The sequence below is a fragment of the Rhizobium sp. BR 314 genome (assembly GCF_047445805.1).
GTDB classification, from domain to species: domain Bacteria; phylum Pseudomonadota; class Alphaproteobacteria; order Rhizobiales; family Rhizobiaceae; genus Rhizobium; species Rhizobium lusitanum_B.
The window spans coordinates 73,703-92,944 of the sequence record NZ_JARWLA010000013.1 but is presented as its reverse complement, the minus strand read 5'-3'; the positions used below and the strand labels follow the sequence as shown (position 1 = coordinate 92,944).

Genomic DNA, 19,242 nt, shown 5'->3' with positions numbered 1-19,242 from the left:
ATCACATGCGGCTGCGATACCAAGCAAGCGCCGTCTCGATAATCCTGTCGATGCTGGAATGGCGGGGTACCCATCCAAGCTCTGCCTCAGCCTTGCCGGCTGCGGCGACGAGGGCCGGTGGATCGCCGGCCCTGCGGGGGCCATAGGCAACGGCAAGCTCTTGCCCGGAAATGCGGCCGACGGCATCGACCAATTCCCTAACGGTTGTCCCGTTGCCAGTTCCGAGATTGTAAACGTAGACGCCTTCATCCCGCAGCAGCTTATTTCCGCCAAGGACATGAGCCTGTGCGAGATCGCTGACATGGATGTAGTCGCGAACGGCGGTGCCGTCGCGCGTGTCGAAGTCGGTGCCGTTGATGGTAAAGCTTCGCCCCGATCGGATCACCGCTTCTATGGCGAGCGGAACGACATGGGTCTCGGGCTCGTGGCGCTCACCGATCTCGCCAGCGGGGTCGCAGCCCGCTGCGTTGAAGTATCGAAGCATCACGGCGTTGAGGCCGCGGGCACGCGAGAAATCCTCCACCATCCGCTCGATCATGAATTTCGACCATCCATACGGATTGATTGGCCATTGTGGATGTGTCTCGTCGATCGGAGTTTGGGTCGGAATGCCATAGGATGCGCAGGTGCTTGAAAAGATCAGCCGATTCACACCTGCTTTCAGCATTTCCTCAATGAGAACCAGCGTCCCGAATGTGTTGTTCCGATAGTAGAGCTCGGGAACTTCGACGGATTCGCCGACATAGGCATAGGCGGCAAAATGGGCGACCACATCCGGTTTGTAGCGGTGAAGCGCAGTCGCGACCGCACGGGCGTCGGCAATGTCGCCTTCAACCAGCGGCCCCCATTTTACGGCGTCACGCCAGCCGCGGGACAGATTGTCGTAGGTGACAACTGACCACCCGGCTTCGGCGAACGCCTTGCAGCAATGAGAGCCGATATAACCGGCGCCCCCCGTGACGAGAACGGTCTTCATTCGGCGGCGATCGCGTGCGAGCGGTCGGAGGACAGTAGATCCTCGAAATAGGCGATCGTTTTGCCAAGCCCGGCTCTCAGCTGAACCTTCGGCCTCCAGTCGAGTTCGCGCGCCGCAGCAGCAATGTCCGGCTGGCGTTGTCGCGGATCATCGGCGGGCAGGGGCAGATATTTTATCGTCGACCGGCTTCCTGTCAGCTCCACGACGAGATTGGCAAGCTCCAGCATGGTAAACTCCGCCGGATTGCCGAGGTTGATCGGGCCGGTGACTTCGTCTTGTGTCCCCATCAGCCGCATCAGTCCGTCAATGAGGTCATCGACATAGCAGAAGGAGCGGGTCTGCTGGCCGCTGCCATAAACCGTTATCGGCTTGTTCTGCAGCGCCTGCACGATGAAGTTGGAGATGACGCGGCCATCGTCTGGACGCATCCTTGGGCCATAGGTGTTGAAGATGCGCGCCACCTTGATCTGCAGTTTGTGTTGCCGCCAGTAATCGAAGAACAGGGTCTCGGCGCAGCGCTTGCCCTCGTCATAGCAGGAGCGTGGTCCTATAGGGTTGACCCTCCCCCAATAGCTTTCCTGCTGCGGGTGAATCTCGGGATCCCCATAGACCTCGGAGGTGGAGGCCTGCAGAATCTTGGCGCCAACCCGCTTGGCGAGCCCCAGCATATTGATCGCACCGTGGACGCTGGTTTTGGTCGTTTGTACCGGATCGAACTGGTAGTGAACGGGGCTTGCCGGACAGGCCAGATTGTAGATCTCATCGACCTCGACATAGAGGGGAAAGGTGATGTCGTGGCGAATAGTTTCGAAGGACCTGTTGTCGAGCAGATGGGAAATGTTGCTCCTACGTCCTGTGAAGAAATTGTCGACACAGATAACCTCGTGTTTCTCCCGCAAAAGCCTTTCGCATAGGAAGGAACCGAGAAAACCCGCGCCACCGGTGACCAGAATTCGCTTTGTTTGCTGCATGCCCGTTATCTCGCAGCCAAAGGCGTGATGTTACGGCCCCGGGTATCGGTATCTGCCAGGGCTTGGATGCCGCTTTCAAGGACGTCGTTCATGTTCATCGACCTTCTCCGCATGCACTAGCGGCCGGCTATCCCGCCGCTTCCATCGCCGGAAACAACTGGCGCAAAGGTCGGGGCAATCCATGGCAATAGGACCAAAGATTATCTCTTAGGACCTAGGTCCTATCCGTGGCCAGACTTTAGTCTGATGAAGCCCGAACGCTTTCCAGATGGTACCATGGCGAGCTTGCAGCGGACACGAAATTGCCAGCGTCGACGATATTTCCTCCACGCAATTCGGCGCGATAACCGCTTGAGATCCGCATATCGTCCTTTTGATCTTTAACGTCAGCATCCCGACGGAGCTCACTAAATAGGCGGCGGATCATGCTGGCAAAATGTGGGATCCGCCGAGTGGCATTCCGGGGAACGAGGGTTTGCTAATCACTTGGTCTATCGATGAATGATTGCGTCAAAATGGACCGGATCAGCGGCGGACTCCCATCAGGAGCAAAATCACTTTCTCGGAATCGGACCGCAGCCGGCAACTGCTAAGGACTTCGCGCTCGGAACATTCCCGCGTGCTCGAGGTTGTCCCCCATGAGACACAAATAGGCCCTCCAGATATGGGAGAAGGCGATGACTGAAATCAACGACAAGATGACGACGGAAAGTCCTCCAGGCACCAGCCCTACACGCACACAACAGGCACTCGACCAGGCAGCCGGCGGCTCCGGCGACATTGCGCTTGAACGGACGGAGCAGGATGATACCGCTGGTTTCCGACCGCAGCACGGAACTGACGATGCACGGTGTGAAGATTCCGGCGAATCCGACCGCCAACGCAAGCGTACCGTCGAGGACGTCATGAGCAAGATTGCTAATGCCGGGACAACGTCGAGCGCGGAAAAGGCGGGGGAGGACCCGCTCGACGATAGCGATACATCTGATCAGGGAATAACGGACGCGGCAATTCGCGCGGAGATCGCACGGAGGTTGGAAGAGGACGATCTATTGGATGCAGCCAACATCTTCGCAATCGTGAGCCATGGGCGCGTCATCATCGAAGGGACCGTCGAAAATCATGAAGCAAAGCAACGGGCGGAGGCAATCTCCCGTCAGGCAAATGGCATCACCGCACATGACGCCAATCTTGTCGTCCGCAGGTCGCAATAGGTGAGAAAGTCAATATGCGCACGCTGCTGATCGTCATCCTCTGCCTGATGATCGGATCGGTTCTGGCCATTCTTGTCATAAAGCCGTTCACCGCTGGCGACACCCGGGACTCGACGGTTACCAAGGGGCCGATCGAGCAGCCTGAACCGAAGCCGTGATGGCCTCTATTTGCTGGGCTGTTGGCTATACTTTGAACCATTTTTCCCATTTTGCCTATCGTCAGGCTTGATGATGAGTGTGTTGCCGACATCCGGCGCGGGCTTTTCCATTTGACTGTCACCAATGGCTGGTGGCTTAAGCACGCCATCACAGTCCGACAGCTTCTTGCTGGGATTGCTGTCCGGTGCGGGACTTGCCTGACCATTTCCTGTCTGCTTGCCTTCCGATTGCTGAGTCGTGTCGGTGGCCTTGCAGCGATCATTGTTTGGTGTTTGTTGAGCATTTGCGAAGCTCGATGTAAGGGCTGCCGCAATTGCTGTTGCCAGCAGCATGCAACGACATCTGGGAAGGGTCCCGCTGGTCAGATGCCGCGGCCAGTCAAATCTGCGTCGAAATGATCGTGTCGACACTGATTGTACCATCGATAACGCCGCGTTGGTGACATTCCTTGCCATTGTTCACCTCGATAACAGTGTAGAGTTTCTCGTTGCGAAAGACGCTTGCCATCTTGGTTGTCTTGTCTTCAGCGGGAGCGGCGTCGATGTCCATGAAGTCCAGCTCCCTCTCGGTCGCCACGATGCGAGCATCGCCAGCAGTGCGAGCCGCAACGAGGACTTCTCCATGCGATTTGGCACCAAGCCAATTGGGATCGTCGTCAGCCGCGATCGGAACCAGACGGTAGAGCTTCAGGCGCTCGTCCATTTTACATCTCCTTGAATATTGAAAGGGCCACAGATCGGATGGATAGGAAGCTCGGCTGCCGTTTCGTTGGCTATGGAGAGAAAGCGGAAAAATCTCCATATTCTTCAGCACCATCATGTCCACTTGGCACGATCCGCGACCTCATAGGGCTAACGTCCGCCCGTCTGCATTGTTCCGATTGGTCGGAAGGCGAATGGAGATATGATCAGGAGCATAGGGCACTTGCTGCAGACCGCGGCAGATCAATCGCTTGCTTTTGCCACCGCGAACGCATCACTATTATGTTCTTGCTGACTATTCGCGCCGTTCGCCGTCCTCAAGTATGCGCGCAAGGGTATCGACGTGTGTCTCACGCCTGTCCGGTAATACAAGAGCTGGCCGTGCCGGCATTGGCCTCTAGCCCCATGTCCGAGCATTGCCCGCCGACACAGGGTAGTGGTCGTGAGATAGGATACTCTCCGGCTAATCAGGATCGAGCAGGCCCTTATATTCCCGAACGGTGTCAACAAGGTGATCCACGACAAGGCGTATACGGGGTGATCGTTTCAGGTCGGGATGATAAGCCAGCCATAAATCCCGAGACGCGGCCGACCCATCGATTGGTAGCCGCTCCAAGGTGGGCTCGGAGTCGCCCATAAACCTCGGCAGGGCACTCAAACCCATACCTGCGATGGTCGCAGTGCGTAAACTTGCCAGATCATTGGTGCGGAACACCAAGGGACGTCCCTTGGCTATCGATAGTAACCAGCGCTGCTGCGGGGTGTGATCAAGCTTTTCGTCATAACCGATGAAGGTCCATAATTCCTCGGCGACGTGATCGAGATAGTTTCGAGCGCCGTAGAGGCCGTAGGCGATCTTGCCGATCTGACGGGCGATGATGGAAGCGGGTTCGGGACGGTTCATGCGGATAGCAATGTCAGCCTCCCGGCGCGACAGACTGACAGCCCGATATTCACCGGCAAGCTCGAGAATAATACCCGGGTGCGACGTGCGCAGCGGGGCGAGGCGCGGGACCAAAAACGAGCTGGCAAAGACCGGAGGCGCGGAAATCCGGACTGTCCCAATCATACCCTTTGGGCCGGACGCCGATTGCCGTTGCAAGCCGAAAATTTCATCCTCGATGCTGTAAGCCGCTTCAACGATGCGCTCACCCTCGACAGTCAGGGAATAACCCTTTGCGTCTCTTTCAAACAGGCGCACGCCAAGGGAAGCCTCCAGCGCGGCAACGCGGCGCGCCACCGTCGTGTGTTCGGCGCCGACCAGGCGCGCTGCACCAGACAAGGTGCCACACCGAACAAGCGCGACGAAGTAGCGTAAATCATCCCAATCCATCTGAACTATTATGCACAGTTGCTGCGCATATTCTCGCATTTTCTGACAATCAATGCACATTTATTATCAAGACCTATCCATCAAGGAGGTCTCGGAAATGCCGGCAGCGGTTAGATTGTACTCTCACGGAGGCCCAGAAGCCCTCCGCTACGAAGAAGTTGAAGGTTTGGAGCCTGGCGCAGGCGAAGTGCGCATCCGCCAGAGCTGGGCTGGCATAAACTTTGTCGATATTTATCACCGCACCGGACTGTATCCCTTGCCGTCGCTTCCCGCCTGCCTTGGCGTAGAGGCGGCCGGCGTTATCGATGCAATCGGCGCGGGCGTAACAAATCTCGCCATTGGGCAAAGGGTGGCCTGGGCTGGCGTGCCGGCCGGCGGCTATGCAAAGGCTCGCGTCATCAACGCAGACCGGCTTATCGTCCTGCCCGACGATATAGAGGAGCAGGCTGCAGCCGCCGTCATGTTGCGGGGAATAACCGCACACATGCTCCTGCATCGGGTCTGGCCCGTCCGTCGCGGAGACACACTCCTGATCCATGCCGCCGCCGGAGGGCTTGGTCAAATTCTCACTCGCTGGGCCAAGCGTTTGGGCGCGGAGGTGATCGGTGTCGTGGGAGGCGAGCGCAAAGCCGAACTGGCGCGCGCAGCGGGTGCGGATGTGGTTATTGATCGGCATCGGGCGGATTTCGTCGCCGAGGTTGGCGAGCTTACCGGCGGGCGCGGGGTGAATATTGCCTATGACGGTGTCGGCGGCGAGACTCTTCTTCGCACTTTAGATTGCGTGCGGCCGTTTGGCCTGATCGCCAGCATCGGTCAGGCAAGCGGCACACTGCCCGACATCCCGCTTGCTGACATCGGGCCGCGCCGAAGCCTGATACTCGCCCGGCCAAGCGTATTCGCCTACATGGCAGATCGGGAAAGCTATCGTACTGCGGCGGCAGAGGTGTTTGATCTGTTGCGATCCGGTCTTTCGGTAGAGGTCGATCGGACGTTCCCGCTCGAAGCGGCAGCGGAAGGACATCGCGCATTGGAGAGCGGTGAGACCGTAGGCTCGCTGCTTCTTGATCTGCGCTAGGTCGCACATCCGGTGAAGGCGGCCGAGCTTCGGTGAACGACCAGATCGACGTGGTTCTCCGCCTGTATCGCTCGGATAGCAGCTCAGACTGCATGAGTTCGGGGACGCCGCCGACGATGGTCGGCGGCTTCATATCCATAGGCAAAGATCAGCCGCGAGGTTGCGCCAGCGACAAAGCGACGGTCGATGCAGCCAGGATGGCGGTAAGGGTCAAGGGTGCGACCGCGCCGTAGTGGTCGACGATGTAGCCACCGAAAACCGCGCCGATACTGATGGCAACTTGAAAGGAAACGACCATCAGGCTGCCGGCTGCCTCCAGAGCGTCCGGTGCCCCGCGGGAAAGATTGGTCGGCAGGACCACCGGCGCCATGCCGAAGGCGAAGCCCCAAAGCGTGACCAGGCCGAACGCGAGGCCGGTTTGAGCGCCCCAGAGTACCAAGGCAAGGGCAGCAAATGCCATCAGCGCAGCAGTGACAACGAGCGCCAGGCGGATACTGGCATCGGCCATTCGGCCGCCGGCGATATTGCCGACCACGGAGGCGACACCAAATCCAAGCAGCGCCAGGGCGATTGATCCGGTTTCCAGGAGCGTCACTTTTTCAAGGAAGGGGCGCACATAAACCGAGCCGGCAAAATGGCCCGTCATCAGCAATAGGATAGCAAGCATCCCCAGCTGAATGGCGCGCCGCCCCGTCAGCCGGAAAACATCGGCGAGACTGTTGCTCGTGCTCGCAGGCAGGGTTGGCAGGCTGAGTAGCTGCAGCAGCATGGCGAGCGTGGCAAGGCCGGCGGTCATCGCCATTGCGGTGCGCCATCCCAGCCAATCACTGATCAAGGCGCCGAGCGAAGGCGCCGCTATGGTGGCGAGCGAGACGCCGAGGGTGACGATCGCCATACCCCGGCCTGTTGCGTTGGCACCGACCAGCCTTGCCACGACGGCAACGGACAGTGCCCAGAAGCCGCTAATCGCGATACCCAGCCCGGCTCGGCCCAACAGCAGCAACCAGAAATCCGTCGCTAATGCTGCCAGAATATTGGAGGCGATCGCCAAGGCACTGAGGCCGACCAGCACCGTTTTACGGTTCAGCCTGCCGATTAGAACATTGCTCAATAGAGCAGTGACCGCGCCGACGGAAGCGGTCGCGGTGACGACTTGTCCGGCTGTTCCCTCGGTAATCCTGAGATCGTGCGCCAATGGCGTCAGCAGTCCTGCTGGCAGGAATTCCGCCGATACCAGAGCAAAACTGGTGGCCGCCATCGAAAGAACGGCGAACCAGGTCGTTGCATTCCACGTGGATAATTCCGGGGTATCCGGGTCAATTGCTACCCCGTCCAACTGCGATATTGTGTCCGTCATAGGTATCTCCTTGCGTTGGGATACGTGATAGACGAACTATTTCGGACGGTATGTGTCTTAAAATCCGAAATCCATGTCTATTCGTCCGGAACTTGTGCGACGCACAACGCCCGGCGAGACACTGGTGATGCGCTTAAAGGCGCGAGCAAAAGACGCCTCGGATTCGTAGCCCAGACGAGACGCGACTTCGGCAACGGACAGGCCGTTTTGCGCCAGCAGATCGCGCGCAAGCTGCATCCGCAAACGGGCTAGATAGTGGGCGGCGCCTTCTCCTAGAATGGCGTTGAAACGCTCGGCGAAGATCGAACGCGATTGGCCCGCCACGCCGGCGAGGCTTTCGAGGGTCCAGTTGTGGCCTGGGTCTCGGTGCATGGCCGCTAGTGCGCGACCGACGTGGGGATCACGGATGGCGGAGAGCCAGCCGGTGGTCGAACCCCCGTTGCAATTGACCCAACAGCGGATGAGTCGCGCTGCGAGCAAGTCCGCCATACGCGACAAGACGGTCGCGCTCCCCATTTGGGGCTGCGTCGCCTCCACGGACATAGCCGCCAGCAAAGGGCCGACGATCGGATCATTGCCGGCCACATCGCAGCCCCTGATGATTGGCGGCATCAAGGCGATCAAGGGATTAAGCGCATGCGCGCCCAAAGCCATGGAGCCACAGAAGAGGGTACTGGTCGCTCCCGTTCCCTCCCGCACCACGTCGCAGACATTGCTTCCGAGCCTTGTGATATGGCAACTCTTGAGACAGTCGCCCTCAACATCCGGGGCACTGGCCATCCGATGTGCGATGCCTTGCGGCAGCAGAACCAGATCGCCGTTGTGCAATTCCTGCCATCCCTGGGCTTCAGTATGAATCCAACACGGACCCTGGCTGACAAAATGAAAGCGAAGCAGCTGTTGTTGCGGAAAGGCGATGCTCCATGGATGCCTGAGTTCGCATCGTCCATAGTTCACGCCACTCAAGCGAAAGTCTTGCAGGACTTCGCTTAAGGCGTCCATCGGGATATTCGGCGGTGACAGCGGTCGAGACGTTTGGTCAAGCATTTGGCGAATTTAGGTCTCAAGCGTCCAGGATTCAAGCGGGCTCGCAAGGGGGCACAACTGGATTTTCGCCACTGCAATTTGCGTTCTGGCTTAAGGTCTGAAAGCTGGAACGCTGGTTTAATGCCAATCAAGAGCACAGCGATTGCGGCGTTCCGGAGAATACTGATCAGCTCAATGAGAGATGCCTCTAGGGGAGACAACGGGTCAAGATATCGAAATTGTTGTTGTAGCTTTCGATCCAGGCCCATTACGCATTCGCGCGGCGCAACTCGGTCGGCGACTGGCCGTAGAGCCTGCGGAAGAGCCGAGCAAAGTGGGAGGCGCTATCAAAGCCGACTTCCAGAGCGATTTCGATCAGCGGCGCCTTGGTCTGGAGGACTAGCTGTCTTGCGCGTTCCATGCGAATGCGTTTGTAGACAATTCCGGGAGATGTTTTCATCTCCTCCGTGAACAAACGTTCGAGCTGTCGCCGCGATAGCCCGACGGATGCGGCGAGATTCTCGGTCGACACGACATCCTCCGTATGCCTCTCCATCGTTATCAGAACGGCCTTGAGGCGCGGGTCCTGGCATTGGATGGCGAGCGGCTTGCGCGGCTGTATGTCCAGCCCGGATCGCGCCCGCTCGATCTGCAGCACTTCCAGAGCGTTGCGTTCCGCGTCCCTGCTGATGTGCCGCCGGACCAGAAAGGCGGCCATGTCGGCCGCAGTGCTTCCGCCGGCACACGAGCCGCGGTTCCGGTCAAGGTTGAACAATCGATCAGAACGAACCGGATGGCCCGGGAATTGTTCCCGATATGCCTGATAGTGCAGCCAGCTGACACAGGTCTGGTGTGACTTCATAAGACCCAACCGCGCCAGAATAAACGTGCCGGTGCAGACCCCGATCAGCGGGACCTTTTGAGCGGCAGCTTTCTTCAGATAGTCCGCGGTTTGGCTGTCGATGGTGACATCGGAGTTCAAAAGGCCGCCAACGACGACGATGTAGTGGAACTGGTGCGGATCGAGAAAATCCGAGGTCGGCGCGACCTGCACGCCACAGCTCGATGTGATGAGGTGCCGGGTGCTGCCCACCACCTGCCAGTCGGCCAGAACCCGGCCGGACTTGTCAGCCTCGTCGCTTGCCAGTCTCAACGTATCGACGAACAGCGCGAAGGCCGAAAGAGTAAATGATCGCGCAAGGATGAACCCGACTTTCAAGGGACCGCGTCTTGCTTCATCTTTGGCGGATTTCATCAAAATGCCTCACCCGGTCAAGCTCTTCTGTTTTGTCTGGAACCATAAGCCAAGGGATCACGGGCGTCGATGACGATTGTGTTGTGGCCGATAATCTATGCCCAGTCCGAATATGGGTTTGAAGCGGACGCGCCTCCGTTCTTCATTCAGTGGCGATCAGGGGCCGAGAGATTTCAATCCGCGCTCAGTGACGCGGCGTAAGCAATGTGCGTTAGATCCGGCTTTCCATGGGTGCAAACGGCATGGTGTCCTGAGGCAACGAAAATGCGCCGGGATCGGATCAAAAGTCCGGCGCATTCTTGTTCCCATTGACTGCAGCCCTTGCCATCAGGAGGCAGGTTTTCCTGTCATTCGACGTCGCGTTCTCGCATCTCGGCGACGTCGATGCCGTGCGTGTCGAACCACCATTCCGGGCTCATGTGCGGATGTCTGTCGCGAAGGCGGCGATACCTGGAACGCAATCGCATCTGACGCTCGACCTCCTGCGCGAAATATGGATGGTCAAGTGTTCCGCCGATGACGTGGATGCGGCGGAGGAGTTTTCGCAGCACATAGCCTTGCTCCTTGTTTCCCGGCCGATAGCCGCTCGCAACGATCCCTGAGACCGTATCGCGTAGCGTGGCCATAGCATCGTCCGGCGGCGTCCCGTTCACGATCATATCAAGACGTTCGGCGCCGAAGCCGACATCAATGCAGGTTCCGAGCGGATTGACGATGTTTCCGATCTCAATGCCGTCCTTGTAGAACTCGGTGCAGTAGCCACTGACATTGCCGTCGCTCCATGTGCATTCCTCATCCGGAACGATGCGAATGTGGTCGCGATAAAGCGGCGTCCAGTCCTTCAGACGATCCGGATGGATCGTGACATGGTCAGGTACCAGGCCGAGTGTTTCGAGAAACTCGAGCCAGAAATCAATGGCGTCGCCGACGGTCATTTCTCGAAACGAGAAGAGCCCAAGCATTGTGAAGTGGAGGAAATGGGTCCCATCCCCGATTTCTTCAAGATCACCCATTCTCAGGCAGGCCTGAGAATTCGCAACGGTTCCAATGTAGGATGGATCGGAGAAAAAGGGCTTGTACCGCTGCATCCCGGCGCTGCAGAAGAGCGTGGTGTTATCGTGCGGCTGTAAGGATTCAATGCGTGTGAAGTCGATGCCTTTGGAAAGGCAAAACTGTTGATATTGCTGGATCAGGCGTCCCGCGATGACATAGGCAACCTCCTTTGCTGTTCGTGTGCCTTCACAACATATAGTCTTGTCGGACGGGAACGGCAATCGCCGCCAAGTTCGACCTGAACACGCCCAAAGCCGTTTCTTCCTCAGTCTTGGTGATTGGATTGGGCAGTTTTGAAGGCGACACGATCATTGTGGTTGGTCAGCTATCGCCCGTTCGCTGCAGCCAGGCACGCATGGTCATGACGACGCTTTCTTTCAATTCGCCGACCCAGCTTCGAACAATCTCAACGCGATCCATGATCCATCTAAGCCACGCATAGGTCAGCAGTTTCTCGCGGCCTGCGTGGAAGAGGCGCTCAACCAGGAGAAAGCTCATGAGGTATGCCAATGCGATTATGATAAGCCCGGAGATCACATGGCCTCTGGCAATGATGATCAATGCGTAAATCTTTAGCGGCTCGGCAATCGCGAGCGGCACGACGAAGAGAACGAGTATAATGCCTCGCGGCAGCGAGCTGACAAACTCGCCGAAGTGCTTGACGATAGAAAGCGAGGCGAACCAGTTCACCAGCGGTCGATAAACGGGTCGGGCGATCTCGCTGATGATAACGAGCACGGCGATGACGAGCCGCAGGGGCAGCAGGAGGAATTGCCAAAGGGACTGGCGTTGACGTTTGACGACCATCTCTGAAACCCTCAAATCACCGTTGGTTGGTTGGACGTTGCGGACTTCCACTTAAGGAAGAAGTTTACGGCTTCTCACTTCACGCACTGAGACCTCTCGGCCGTCACTGTCTTCAAGGACCTTGCAAGCCCAAGCTAACGAAGTTGCAGTCAATGCGATATTTGTGACGTTATTCCGGTTTGTGGGCATCGAGAAGCGCGAGAATATCACCAAAAGCTGCCAACAAAGCTATGCCTTTGGCCGCAACCACAAGATTCCACGCACTGCCATCGATAATGTTTAGGGCGCTTGCGTTTCATCGGGACACTAGCGAGAAAATCGCTTGGCCGATCAAATGTCCTCTTGTGGTGTGGCAGGATAGGTTACGGTTCCATCAGGCTCCACCACGGCGCCAGGCGTCATTCGGGCAGGCTCAATTCGGTCTGGACCTATGATGTGGAACACCGTCTCGCCGCGGGCGATGAGATAATCGGCTACGATACGCCGATGGCATCGCCACCAGACGGCCTCCGAACACATGATCGCTGACCGCTGCTTATGTCCCTCCTCAAGCAAATGCCGAAGGCCTTCCTGAAACGGAGCAGTCAGCGCATAATCGGCGTAGTTGTGGAAGCTTTCGTTCGTCCATAGACCGTTCATTGCCGTTGGGAATGTCTTGGCGCTGCCGCGAAGACCGCCGAGAGCCGCGACGTGCTCGTAGGAAATCTGAACATCCGCCAGAGCAGTCGATAACGTGTCCTTGTTAAACTGCGGATTGGCCCGGGACATCGGGATTTTCCGGATATCGATGACGCGCTCCACTTCCGCCTCACGCAAAAGGCCAAGGAAAGCTGGGAGGCTCCGGTTGGAATGGCCGATGGTGAAAAATGGCAATGGCATCGTCGGGTGCATCACGCATAGTCGAGGGCGCTGCCTTTGTGGGCGGCGATATGGTCGGTCTTGTCGCTCTTGATCTCATATTGCGGCTCATCACGGCTGGCGCGATGCCTATGGCCCTTATAGTCGAAGTCGCTGGTGTGGATGGCGATAATCGTCCCCGACACCCGGCCGGCTTCGGAATTCCAGCTGACATGATCGCCGATCGCAAATCGTCTCGTCATTTGCTAGCCTTCGATTCCAACGGACACCAATCCATGATGCAATGTTCTGGCGGGTGCGAATGGGATACATCGTTGTTTTATACCACCAACGCGTGGAGTGTTTCCACCCCAGCAATTCGAGGCGTAACCCATTGCGGCTCATGAACCGACCGTATCCCGTCAACCGCTGAGAGGGAGGATAGGCTCCCCCGCCGGTATCGGCAAGGAATGAAGCCGACAAACCATATTTGACTGATGTCCCTTCGCCGTGGCTCCCGATGTTGCCACGGCACGGCAATTCTATAATACCTTCGGGCTGATGGGAGCAGGAGGCGCCTCGTCGCCGCGAAACATCGCAATTCGTTTGATGATGAACACCAAGGGAAGAGACGAGTACAATGACGAGTTTTTTGGAAAAGTGGTCCGCCAAGAAGTCCGACAAGCCGAAGGCTGGTACACGCAGCGCCGTTGACGCCTTCCGCGTCAGAGTGGCCGAGCAGAAGGCCTATCTGGTCGAGTTTGAGAGCGACGGCGCCGGCTTCAACAAATGGCGGTCGACCTGGTTTCAGCGCGCCCCCGGCGGCTTTGGCGTGACGATCGGCCGGGATTCGATCGATGCCGGGCAGGGGCTAAGCTATGTCGTCGTCGAAACCACGGCACAAGTTGCAGAGTTCCTCGACGACCTTGCACAGCACGCCGACAACGATGTTTCGTTTCAGAAGGCGCTCGAGCAAAACCGTTTGCGCCGTGCCGCACTTCTGAATAGGGCCAAGGCAAAGGTGAAAGCGCCTGCGGCGAAGGCTGCAACGCGGAAACCGGCGACCGTGAAGGCGACGGAAACAAGCCAACTGTCGGGCGAAGCGGGCGTCGAAAAGCCGAAGCGTGGGCGCAAGCCAAGGGCATAAAGCATCGGGCGCTGAGAGGCCTGCGGGTGCAGGCCTCTCTCCGAACGCTCTCTGAACTTCCCCGCCTGTGAAGGGATAGGCTGCGGACCTCAAAAGCCCGAATTGCCGCCATCGAAACTGCGCATGTCTGGCCGAATATGTCGTCAAGCTGATCTCGTTCACGTTCACCCGTAACGATATCCCGTCAGGATGCCTTCTCGTCCGCCGAGAGCGTGTAGGCCACCAGCGCATTCGCGTGGCCGTGGCCCATGCCGTGCTCGCTCTTTAGTATATTGACCAGTTCCATATGCTTAGCTGGATAGTGTAGCCGTACCAGATCCTGCCATTCGGCGATTGGACGGCCGTATGTCTTCTCTATCGAAGGGAAATAGGAAGCAGGTCCTTTGATTTTCTCGTTTGCCATAGCGTCTTTTCTCCTTTGAAGCTGAACAGGTCACAGCTGTCCTGTTTGCCCTTGATGACTTCTTGACGTGCGAGCGGCCATCGATCCTACACAGGTATCAAAAGAATGCCGTTCCCCTTAGCCTATCTGGTTGTGCTCGCCATCATCGCCAGAAGCTGGTTTCGATCTCCCGTAGTTTGACGGTCAGATCTTTGTGTCTCTGCATCAATGCAAACCACTTGCTCCAGAGTGCGAGAGCAGCATATGCCGGCCTGTCACCTTCACCCTAGGTGTGAGAGGCTGCTATCCGACCGTGCGGATTGATCCCGGCGCCAATGACACCACGACATGGTTACGCCCCTTGGCCTTTGCTCCGTAGAGCGCTTCGTCAGCCGCCTTAAGCGCTTCCTCGAAGGCTTCAATTGTCAGCACGGAAACCTCGGCTATTCCGAAAGATGAGCCGACGGCCACTTCTATCCCATCAATCGGATAGGGTTTTGCCAGCAGCGAAGCAAGCTGGCGGCAGCGCCATTCGGCACCACCCGGCGCGATAGATGGCATCAGGACCGCGAATTCGTCGCCACCCAGCCGGAACACAACATCATCGTCCCGGCACCAAGTTCTGAGGCGCCCGGCGACCTGTTTGAGCAGCTCATCGCCAGCCGCGTGCCCGTACCTGTCGTTAACGCCCTTGAAACCGTCAAGGTCTAGGCAACCGATCGTTATGTTGCCGGTTGCCGAAAGTCTGAGAAACTCGGGAGCGATCAACGATCGGTTTGGCAGGCCTGTTAAAAAGTCATGCGTGGCGGCATGACGCATCTTATTCTGTGATTCCACCAGCGACGTCATCGCCTGCCTCGACAGTCGTATCGCGAAAATGCCGCCGGCGATCAGGACGAAGGTCACCGTAGCCGCAAGCGGGATTGATTGATGGAGAAGGTCTCGGGCCGGTGTCGGCGGGAGCCAGGAGAGGACTTCCGACTGCCCGCCGGGCCCGCCGGCAATCTCTACCCAGGCGCGGCCGGGCTCGACTGATGCGAGGGGTCCGACGGCTGCGCTGTCGAGAAGAAACCGGTCGCCCAGGAATTCCTGTAGGCTGCCGGCGATGGGCATTGCCGAGACAAGCACCGGAGCGTGGCTCCCCACGAGTGTTGCCGTCCTGAAGTCGGGCTGGAAAAGGCTTGCGGTCAGGAGCACTGCGTCACTGCCGATCACCTCGATCTTGCTGAAGGCAACAGGAGCCGGAATACCAGTTGGCTTTCGCGCCACCTCCCTTTTGCGGACGCGCTCGACCAGCGCACCTGCGTCGCTCAAGATTGCCTGTGGGTCACGTTTGAAGAAGGGGCGTTCGCGGACCGCATCTGCTGTCTTCGAGTAGATAAGGCGGTCGTCCCGATCGAGGATCGCGACGAAGCGGGTTCTCGACGTGCCGATGAGCGAGCTGCCAATATTCCGGTCGGTCCATTCTTGATCGAAAGCATTGTCGATCTTCGCGATGGACTCGTCCCAGATCGTCCCGGCGGTCAGTGCAAACTCGACGTCGGTAATCCAGATCGCAATGTTCCGCTCGACCAGGGTTTCCTGCCTTTCGCGGCTTTCTGCGTCCAGGCGGGCCACGCCGAAATAAGGAATGGCAGCCAGCCCCACGATAAGGATCGCAATCAGGATCATAGCTGGTCCCAGCAGCTTGAACTGATTGATGTTCGTCGTCATGAGGGCGCCCCCTGTCTCTTTTTGCGCGAAGCGTAGAGAGGACCGATTTCGAGGTCGTTATCGCTGCGAAAATTTCGCCGGACGGAGTTAACGATTACCTGCTTGGCGTGTTGTGCTCACCACGCTGCTTCCAACATGAAAGGCGCGTTCCTAATCCCGGCGATTGGCGCCGACCCTCGAAGGCAAAGATGCTCCACTGCCTTAACCTTAGTGGCTGCGGCCGGGGTAACTGGCACAAGCCGGTCGGCAGAGAGGCTTCATGAACGATCCGGAGGTGATTGGCTGGCGATAGAAGATGCTGGCGCTGATGGAGGCTGCGGAGTAGCATCTAACCATAGTTAGGTGGCCAGGAACGATGATGACCGAATTCAACATCCGCTTTGCAGCTCACCTTCGTCCGACAGAGCTATCGAACCTCAAAGGCATCCTTCTTTCCAGGGGGGCGAAGGGAGCGAGTCAGATGCGGCCTTGATCCTTGTCGTATCAAGATCTGGTCGTGTGTCCGGAGTAGCAATCACCCTAAACAATTGGGTTGCCAGCGGCTGGATCGAAGAATGGACTTCCACGCCACCACTCGTTCAGACTGCGTCTGCGATCTGAAACTGGTTACTCTCCCGCACGCGAGGAGCACGGCTGCCTAAGGAATATCTCCGCCGCATCTGAGGTGACGTGAGACTGATCAGCCGTTCCGGGTGAACGAAGACGCGCCGTGCACGCGATCACGAACAGGCGTTCCTCGTGCCCCAGCCGCTCTTGCTCAGATCACGCCCGTGGTGAGCAGCGTCGCCAGGTAGAGAGACGCGTTATCCTGCTCGATAGCGCTGATTTGGTCGTGAGATCGGCTCTGTATCAATCGGGCGTCAGCAACGCTTAGCCTCCGATCAATCCTCGGGAGGGCATGGGGCACCCGTGAGGATTTTTACATCATTCTTTGGGGTTTAACCTACGAGACGCCAGTTATATTAGCAACTATATTAGTACTTTCATTACGCTCTTATGGTCCAATCGCCAATATGAGCGCGCCGGCTTTTGCAGGAGAGACGCGGGAAAGGGTCTGTGAGAGGGGCGGCCTTTGGACAGGACGACAGCAATTGGAAACCGAGGTTGGGTGGTAGCCCGCCGTCCACGAGCTCGGAGCGGGGCATGACCGGTGCTTCAAGGACGAGCTTGCGTCTAGTAACACTTGCATGGCCGTTTGTTCTCATCGTTGTTCTGCAGACCGTGCTTGCCACCTTCAGCCTTCAGGTTACCTCCTCCTTGCGTGCCTTCGTGACAGGGGAGAGCCTGTGGTCGAAGGGGCAGCACGATGCGCTTTACTACCTCAGCCGCTATGCCGCATCCGGCGATCCCTCGTTCGTTGCGCGCTATCACGAGGCTATGGCTATTCCGATGGGCGACCGGGCGGCGCGTCGTGCGCTGGAGGCCCAGCCGCCCTCCGTCGATGCCGCCTTCAGAGGTTTCCTTGCCGGTGGAAACCACCCCGACGATATCCCGAGCCTCATCTGGCTGTTCCGCTATTTTCGCTGGCTCCCGATCATGGATGCCTGTATCCGCGACTGGCGTACAGCCGAGAATGTGCTGATGCAGTTGCAGCCGATCAGTGAGGCAATAGATACGTCCCGGCAAACGAGTGACGCGGAGCGGCGCGACCTTACGCGGCGGCTGGACGAGATCAACGCGCTCGTCACGCCGCTGACGAAGCAATTTTCCGACCGGTTGGGGGAGGGCACGCGTCAGGTGCAGACCATACTCCTCATCGGCAATACGGCGATGGCGCTGCTATTCATTCTGCTGACCGTCTGGCGGCTGAACACATTCCTCGCGCATCGCCGCTATATTGAGGAGCAACTCTCCCACAACGCCAATCACGACGCTCTTACGGGACTGCCGAACCGCCGGCTCTTCGAGCAGCGGCTCGCAACCGCGCTCGCACAGCCCGATACCTGCCATGCGCTGATGTTTATCGATCTCGATCAGTTCAAAGCGGTGAACGACAATGGTGGCCATGCGGCAGGTGATGCGCTGCTGCGCCGCGTCTCGCTGGATCTTGGCAAGGCGATCCGTGGTACGGATCTGCTCGCCCGCCTTGGTGGCGATGAGTTCGGTATCGTGCTTCCAAATTGCGCTCCGGAGGACGCATTGCGCATCGGCATGCGGCTGCGCGAGATCACCGAAGCGATCGACTTCGTCTGGAATGGCCATCGCTATTCGATCAGCGCCAGCATCGGCGTGGTGCATCTTGCCGAGAGCAGCTTCACACTCCAGGAGGCATTGCGCGCGGCCGACATTGCTTGCTACATGGCAAAGGAAAAAGGTCGCAACCGCGTCCATATCTTCGAGACGACGGACGCGGCACAGACGCAGTTTACCGCCAATCTCAATTGGGTGCAGCGTCTCCACCGCGCGCTGGAGGAGGATAGTTTCCGATTGTTTTCCCAGGAGATCGCGCCGATCGACAGCAGCGGTGCGGCGGTGGAACATTGCGAGATCCTGCTGCGCCTTGAGGAGAACGGCAAGATCCTTGCGCCGGCCTCCTTCATTGCTGCAGCTGAGCGTTTCGGCCTGATGCCTGCCCTCGATCGCTGGGTCGTGCGTCATGCGCTCGACATTATCGGCCGGCGCAAAGGCATGGCTTCGGGTACCTATTCGATCAATCTGAGCGGCCTGACCCTGAAGGACGATGCGTTCTTGCCGTTCCTGCGTGATGTGTTGAGCCGCAGCCACGTACCAGCCAATGTATTGTGTTTCGAGATTACTGAGACCAGCGCCATCGAAAACCTCGATGAAGCGATAGCCTTCATGAATGCGATGCGGGCCATGGGATGCCGTTTCGCGTTGGATGACTTTGGCGTTGGCATGTCGTCGCTGACCTATCTGAAACGCCTGCCGGTAGACTACGTGAAGATTGACGGAAGCTTTGTGCGCGACATGCTGACGGACAGGGCAGATCGGATGACTGTCGAAATGATCAATCAGATCTCGCATCTCGCTGGTCGCCAAACGATTGCCGAATTTGTCGAGAACGCCGAAATTCTTGCGGCGCTACGCGCGATCGGCGTAGACCATGCGCAGGGCTACTTCCTCGGTCGCCCGCAGCCCTTCCTTCCGGATGGGCTCGATACGATCCCACTCAGCCACGCGGACGTCGCCTGACTGGCGTGGCCTGCTACGTTCAGAGTGTGCATCTTGGCTGTGATTCGGCATCGATATTCGGGTCTGATTGGCAGATTTTAGCC

At 58.1% G+C, this 19,242-nt stretch carries 19 protein-coding genes; 5 read left to right on the top strand and 14 right to left on the bottom strand.

The genetic code is table 11. The features are described 5' to 3' along the window. Position 1: 1 nt before the first annotated feature. Positions 2-976, bottom strand: coding sequence for a UDP-glucose 4-epimerase GalE (galE, locus tag QD461_RS17890; RefSeq protein ID WP_414088951.1), 975 nt, complete (start codon positions 974-976; stop codon positions 2-4). Further along, on the bottom strand, positions 973-1,947 hold the full coding sequence (locus QD461_RS17885) for a UDP-glucuronic acid decarboxylase family protein (RefSeq protein WP_414088950.1): 975 nt from the start codon (positions 1,945-1,947) through the stop codon (positions 973-975). Before QD461_RS17885 ends, galE begins: the two co-directional genes overlap by 4 nt. 677 nt (positions 1,948-2,624) lie before the next feature. On the opposite strand from QD461_RS17885, the gene QD461_RS17880 reads away from it, so the two are divergent. After that, the gene (locus QD461_RS17880; protein WP_414088949.1) at positions 2,625-3,161 is read left to right on the top strand and encodes a BON domain-containing protein; all 537 of its coding nucleotides are present in this window, start codon (positions 2,625-2,627) and stop codon (positions 3,159-3,161) included. 14 nt (positions 3,162-3,175) lie between these two features. Then, positions 3,176-3,319 carry a hypothetical protein gene (locus QD461_RS17875; protein ID WP_414088948.1) on the top strand — a complete coding sequence of 48 codons (144 nt, stop codon included), beginning with the start codon at positions 3,176-3,178 and terminating at the stop codon, positions 3,317-3,319. Positions 3,320-3,325: 6 nt separating this feature from the next. Here the strand turns inward: QD461_RS17875 and QD461_RS17870 are convergent, their stop codons facing one another. From QD461_RS17870 to QD461_RS17860, 3 genes are all read right to left on the bottom strand, one after another. Next, positions 3,326-3,652, bottom strand: a complete 327-nt coding sequence (locus tag QD461_RS17870; protein WP_414088947.1) for a hypothetical protein — start codon at positions 3,650-3,652, stop codon at positions 3,326-3,328. Positions 3,653-3,698: 46 nt separating this feature from the next. Continuing rightward, positions 3,699-4,022 (bottom strand): hypothetical protein, encoded by a 324-nt coding sequence (locus QD461_RS17865; RefSeq protein WP_414088946.1) that lies wholly within the window; start codon positions 4,020-4,022, stop codon positions 3,699-3,701. A gap of 462 nt (positions 4,023-4,484) precedes the next feature. Further along, positions 4,485-5,354: a LysR family transcriptional regulator gene (locus QD461_RS17860; protein ID WP_414088945.1), complete on the bottom strand. Its 870-nt coding sequence runs from the start codon at positions 5,352-5,354 to the stop codon at positions 4,485-4,487. 97 nt (positions 5,355-5,451) lie between these two features. Between QD461_RS17860 and QD461_RS17855 the strand changes: the two genes are divergently transcribed. After that, positions 5,452-6,429 (top strand): quinone oxidoreductase family protein, encoded by a 978-nt coding sequence (locus QD461_RS17855; RefSeq protein WP_184710203.1) that lies wholly within the window; start codon positions 5,452-5,454, stop codon positions 6,427-6,429. A gap of 148 nt (positions 6,430-6,577) precedes the next feature. Here QD461_RS17855 and QD461_RS17850 read toward each other — a convergent pair whose 3' ends face one another. From QD461_RS17850 to QD461_RS17820, 7 genes are all read right to left on the bottom strand, one after another. Further along, entirely contained in the window at positions 6,578-7,786 is a 1,209-nt protein-coding gene (locus tag QD461_RS17850) for an MFS transporter (RefSeq protein ID WP_184710201.1), read from the bottom strand. A 57-nt stretch (positions 7,787-7,843) separates the two neighbouring features. After that, on the bottom strand, positions 7,844-8,833 hold the full coding sequence (locus tag QD461_RS17845) for an AraC family transcriptional regulator (protein WP_414088944.1): 990 nt from the start codon (positions 8,831-8,833) through the stop codon (positions 7,844-7,846). Positions 8,834-9,080: 247 nt separating this feature from the next. Further along, entirely contained in the window at positions 9,081-10,067 is a 987-nt protein-coding gene (locus QD461_RS17840) for a GlxA family transcriptional regulator (RefSeq protein ID WP_414088943.1), read from the bottom strand. A 347-nt stretch (positions 10,068-10,414) separates the two neighbouring features. After that, on the bottom strand, positions 10,415-11,317 hold the full coding sequence (locus QD461_RS17835; protein ID WP_414089023.1) for an alanine--tRNA ligase-related protein: 903 nt from the start codon (positions 11,315-11,317) through the stop codon (positions 10,415-10,417). A gap of 124 nt (positions 11,318-11,441) precedes the next feature. After that, positions 11,442-11,927 carry a hypothetical protein gene (locus tag QD461_RS17830; RefSeq protein ID WP_414088942.1) on the bottom strand — a complete coding sequence of 162 codons (486 nt, stop codon included), beginning with the start codon at positions 11,925-11,927 and terminating at the stop codon, positions 11,442-11,444. Positions 11,928-12,257: 330 nt separating this feature from the next. Further along, positions 12,258-12,806, bottom strand: coding sequence for a DUF488 family protein (locus tag QD461_RS17825; RefSeq protein WP_414088941.1), 549 nt, complete (start codon positions 12,804-12,806; stop codon positions 12,258-12,260). An 11-nt stretch (positions 12,807-12,817) separates the two neighbouring features. Further along, a complete protein-coding gene (locus QD461_RS17820) occupies positions 12,818-13,027 on the bottom strand; it encodes a DUF2945 domain-containing protein (protein ID WP_414088940.1) in 210 nt (69 codons plus the stop codon). A gap of 377 nt (positions 13,028-13,404) precedes the next feature. On the opposite strand from QD461_RS17820, the gene QD461_RS17815 reads away from it, so the two are divergent. After that, positions 13,405-13,911, top strand: coding sequence for a hypothetical protein (locus QD461_RS17815; protein ID WP_414088939.1), 507 nt, complete (start codon positions 13,405-13,407; stop codon positions 13,909-13,911). Positions 13,912-14,095: 184 nt separating this feature from the next. Here the strand turns inward: QD461_RS17815 and QD461_RS17810 are convergent, their stop codons facing one another. Together QD461_RS17810 and QD461_RS17805 are read right to left on the bottom strand one after the other, a co-directional pair. Next, on the bottom strand, positions 14,096-14,314 hold the full coding sequence (locus QD461_RS17810) for a DUF4287 domain-containing protein (RefSeq protein WP_414088938.1): 219 nt from the start codon (positions 14,312-14,314) through the stop codon (positions 14,096-14,098). 282 nt (positions 14,315-14,596) lie between these two features. After that, positions 14,597-16,006 (bottom strand): diguanylate cyclase domain-containing protein, encoded by a 1,410-nt coding sequence (locus tag QD461_RS17805; protein ID WP_414088937.1) that lies wholly within the window; start codon positions 16,004-16,006, stop codon positions 14,597-14,599. Between the two features lie 1,143 nt (positions 16,007-17,149). Between QD461_RS17805 and QD461_RS17800 the strand changes: the two genes are divergently transcribed. Beyond that, a complete protein-coding gene (locus QD461_RS17800; RefSeq protein WP_414088936.1) occupies positions 17,150-19,159 on the top strand; it encodes a putative bifunctional diguanylate cyclase/phosphodiesterase in 2,010 nt (669 codons plus the stop codon). Positions 19,160-19,242 lie beyond the last annotated feature (83 nt).